This window comes from Halomicronema sp. CCY15110 (genome assembly GCF_016888165.1).
In the GTDB taxonomy this organism is placed as follows: domain Bacteria; phylum Cyanobacteriota; class Cyanobacteriia; order Phormidesmidales; family Phormidesmidaceae; genus Halomicronema.
Genome location: NZ_JACSWC010000290.1, coordinates 1 through 4,140, shown reverse-complemented (window position 1 = coordinate 4,140; position 4,140 = coordinate 1). Strand labels below are relative to the sequence as shown.

At 54.4% G+C, this 4,140-nt stretch carries 3 protein-coding genes; 1 reads left to right on the top strand and 2 read right to left on the bottom strand.

Going from position 1 to position 4,140, the window contains the following annotated elements:
• Positions 1–92 precede the first annotated feature (92 nt).
• Both JUK32_RS12525 and bchB read right to left on the bottom strand, forming a co-directional pair.
• Complete coding sequence (locus JUK32_RS12525; RefSeq protein WP_204139194.1) at positions 93–692, bottom strand: DUF924 family protein; 600 nt, start codon at positions 690–692, stop codon at positions 93–95.
• Between the two features lie 109 nt (positions 693–801).
• Positions 802–2,328 (bottom strand): ferredoxin:protochlorophyllide reductase (ATP-dependent) subunit B, encoded by a 1,527-nt coding sequence (gene bchB, locus JUK32_RS12520; RefSeq protein ID WP_204139193.1) that lies wholly within the window; start codon positions 2,326–2,328, stop codon positions 802–804.
• A gap of 396 nt (positions 2,329–2,724) precedes the next feature.
• On the opposite strand from bchB, the gene JUK32_RS12515 reads away from it, so the two are divergent.
• A complete protein-coding gene (locus tag JUK32_RS12515) occupies positions 2,725–3,870 on the top strand; it encodes a HAMP domain-containing sensor histidine kinase (RefSeq protein ID WP_204139192.1) in 1,146 nt (381 codons plus the stop codon).
• Positions 3,871–4,140: the final 270 nt, after the last annotated feature.

The window sequence follows — 4,140 nt, the reverse complement described above, 5'->3', positions numbered from 1 at the left end:
CAATCAGCGATATTACTGTCCAGGTCAGAGGTTGAGGGTTGAGCGGAGTCGAAACCCGTCTGCGAAATAATTGTGTCTACCTACTTACACAGCTAAAATCGTGCGCCAGGTTGTTGAAGAAACTGGCACTCTGCGGGTGTACTGGGGCGACCCAGGATCTCGTTACGATGGGGAAAGCGGCCAAATTGAGCAATCACGTCGCGATGACGGTAGGCATAGTCGAGGGGGGTCTGCAACGCTGGTGCGTCTTGTACCAGCGTCTCGAAAAGACTGACGGCCTGATGCTGATGCTCGATATTTTCGCTGTGTTCAAACGGCAGGTAAAAGAACATGCGTTCGATCGGGAGCCGAGATTGGTCATAATCGCGGGCGATCGCAGTTTTGGCCGTAGCCAGGGCTGGCGCATCGGCTTCAAAGCAGCGGGCCGTGCCGCGAAACATATTGCGGGGAAACTGATCGAGCAAAATTGTGAGGGCGAGGGCGGAGTCCGGTTGCTCTAGCCAGCGATCGCACTCGCCCTGACTCGCCCGCTCGTAAACGGCTAAGAAGCGATCGCGCACTTGTTGATCAAAGCTGGGATCTTTGCGAAACCAGATTTTGCGCTGTTGCCCGTATTCGCTATTGGGCACAGCGGGATCGTCGAACCAAAAGATCAACAGGGCCTGCGCTTCCGGCCAAGTGGATGTCGTCATAGGGGAGCGAGGGACAGGATGGCGCGATCGCAAATTCCCCCATCATCATTGAGACGGAGGAATTGCGATCGTCTGGTCAGTGAGTTGAAATCAGCGCGGGCGGCGCGACCTAAGCCCCGACCGATTCCTTGGCCGCGTACATGACTTCCACGTCAATGCTGGCGTGCCCGTGGTTGCGGGCAAATTTTTCAGTATTGCGCTTCACCTTGCCCCGCACAAAACCGGGTACCCGATTGAGTTCGGTCATGGCATCCGCCGTCCAATTCAGGTCGCCATCTGCCGAGACGGTTTTGGTAATCACTTCCTTGGTGTCGTGACCGCCAAAGATTTCCAGCAGGTGATCTTCCATCCCCAGGGTAAAGGAGTTGTAGATCAGGTCAACCAACTGGTTGGAGCCTTCGTAGCCCAGGAAGGGACGATACCCAACGGGGAAGTTTTGAATGTGGATGGGGGCCGCGATGACACCACAGGGAATATCCAAGCGCTTGCCCACATGGCGTTCCATTTGGGTGCCAAAGATCGCCGCCGGTTCAATGGTGGCAATTTTGTCCGCGATCGCCCCGTGGTCTTCGCTAATCAGCACCTCGTCACAATACTCGCTGACCTGCTGCCGGAACCAGGCTTCATCGTATTGGCAATAAGTCCCAGCCAGCACCACATGAATGCCCATCTCCCGCGTCAAAATTTTGGTCATCGCGGCGGCGTGGGTGCTGTCGCCAAAGACCACTGCTTTTTTGCCCGTCAGATTTTGACAGTCAATTGAGCGCGAAAACCACGCTGCATTGGAAACAAACCGGGTTTGCTCGTCGATGAAGGCTTCATAATCCACCGCCGCGCCTTGTTCATTCAACACTTTTTGAATGGTGCGAATGCAGCGGGCCGTTTCGACAATGCCCATGGGGGTGATGTCGACCGTCGGCTGATCAAACTGTTCTTGCAAATAGGTGGCGGTGGCTGGTCCCACTTCGCGATAGGGCACCAGGTTGAACCAAGCGCGGGGCAGCTGTTTGATCTGCTTGACGGAGGCTTTATCGGGCAGCACCAAATTGACTTCGATCCCTAAATCGCCCATCAGCTTTACCAGCTCGGTGCGATCGTGGTTGTTGTGGAAACCCAGGGTCGTCATGCCGATGATGTTGACCGATGGTTTTTCGGTACGATCGCTGGGCAGCTCGCCTTTTTTACGGGCTTTTTCGATATAGAACTGCACCACTTGCTGCAAGGTGCGATCGGCCGCCTGCAATTCATTGACGCGGTAATGGTTGACATCGGCCAGCAACACATCACACTGCGCCTCTAAGCTGGCGCGCTCCACAAAGTTCTGCAAGTCTTCTTGCAAGATGCTGGAGGTGCAAGTGGGCGTCAGCACAATCAGATCAGGGGTTTCTTCGTGATCTTTGCGGACGATATTATCGACCACTTTTTCTTGTGAGCCTTGGGCCAGCACATGGCGATCGACAATGCTGGTAGTGACGGGGGTAAAGTCCCGCTCCCGCTCTAGCATTGAGCGCATCACGTTGAAATAATCGTCGCCCAACGGCGCATGCATAATGGCATGGACGTTTTTGAACGAGCTGGCAATCCGGAGGGTGCCAATGTGAGCCGGACCCGCATACATCCAGTAGGCCAGTTTCATAGAGTGAGTCTCCTGTCGTGAGATTTAAGATCGTGTTTGAGGTTTTTGCCGAAAACCCTCGCTACCCATCGACGCAAGATTCACTGTTCAGTTATTGAGATGATGATTTTAATCCTTGCGGTGCATGTACTCAGTAGCTTCACTATAGTCAGCGATCGCCCGTAAACAATGACTGTTACTGCGGCATTCACACACTGCAAAGTTCCGCAATAGTTGACCGCATCGCCAGGGTTGTAGCATGGCTGGGGAAGAACTGGTCGTTTGGTTTTCCATTCTGTGGCGGCACCGTTACGCCACCAGCCAAGATCGATCTATCACAAGATCTATCTATTGATAGTGGCTGTCTGGGGGCTGTGACCGCCTATGTTGAAACGATGAAAGTATTACTGGCGCATCATGGCAGCTAAATCCGATCACGTGTTTGTGGTAGACGATTCCGCTGATAACTGCTTTTTACTGCAGGCGTTGTTAGAGGATGAAAACTATCAGGTCACGACGCTCTCTAGCGGCATTGAGCTACTGGAGGTCATTGGCGAACAGCGCCCCGATCTGATTTTGCTCGATGTCATGATGCCAGAAATGAGCGGTTATGAAGCTACTCAACAAATTCGCGCCCGGGCTGATTTACCGTTTATCCCAATTTTGCTGGTGACCGCCCATGAGCGCTCCAATGTGGTGGAAGGGTTGGATATTGGGGCTGATGATTTTATTCGCAAACCGTTTGATGCCGATGAATTGATGGCTCGGGTGCGCGCCCTGTTGCGCCTGAAGCATAGCGTTGATGCCGAGCGGGTGATTACGCAACAGCGGGATGATTTTGTCTCGCGGCTGACCCATGATTTACGCACGCCTTTGGTCGCGGCGAATCGGATGCTGACGCTGGTCACTGAGGATGCGTTTGGCGACGTTCCTTCTGAGGCGAAGGGGGCTGTGGTTCAAACCATTCGCAACAACGATCATTTGCTGACGATGGTGAATACCTTGCTGGAGGTCTATCGCTACGAGGCCGGGCGTAAGGAAACGGCGATCGCACCCTTTAATCTCAAGCGCCTGTTGGAAGAAGTGGTGGGGCAACTACAGCCCCTGGCGCAAGAAAAACATTTGGCTTTGAAGCTGGATGATGGGGTGGATTATCAGGGGGATGAGCGCTGCTATACCCTGTTTGGCGATCGCCTGGAACTGCGTCGGGTCATCCTCAACTTGATTGACAATGCGCTGAAGTTTACCGACGCGGGCTCAGTTCATGTCCGGTTTGAGACTGTACCGACCGACGCGCCCACTCACTGGAGCATTCGGGTCAAGGACACTGGCCCGGGGATTCCAACGGCTGATCAGGCGGAAATTTTCGCGTGGTTTCGCCCCGGCAAGCATCGGCGATCGGGCAGTGGCCTGGGACTGCATTTATCGCAACGCATTATCGCGGCCCATGGGGGCACCCTCACCCTAGCGTCAGAAGTCGGGCAGGGCAGTACCTTTGCCGTCCAAATTCCGCTGCAGCCCATCCTCCAGGATACGGCGCAACGCCGCCAAGCCAGTCAGTGAACGCTGCTGTTAAAGGGGGCGAGTCGGCCAGGCTGACCCTTTAGCCTCGTCAGGTGCGGCCTGCTGCACAGGCATGCAGTCAAATCACATCCAAATTGTTGGAGCAGGTATCTTGCTTGCCTTGGGATCGCCGAGACGGCGATTCCAACTGACTCAATTTTCATGCCTAAGGGATCTGCAACTAAATGAAGTCCCCGTTCAATCCGGTTTCGACTTCGCTCAACCTACCAGTATCGAGAGTTGAGCGGAGTCGAAACTCGGTTCATGGGG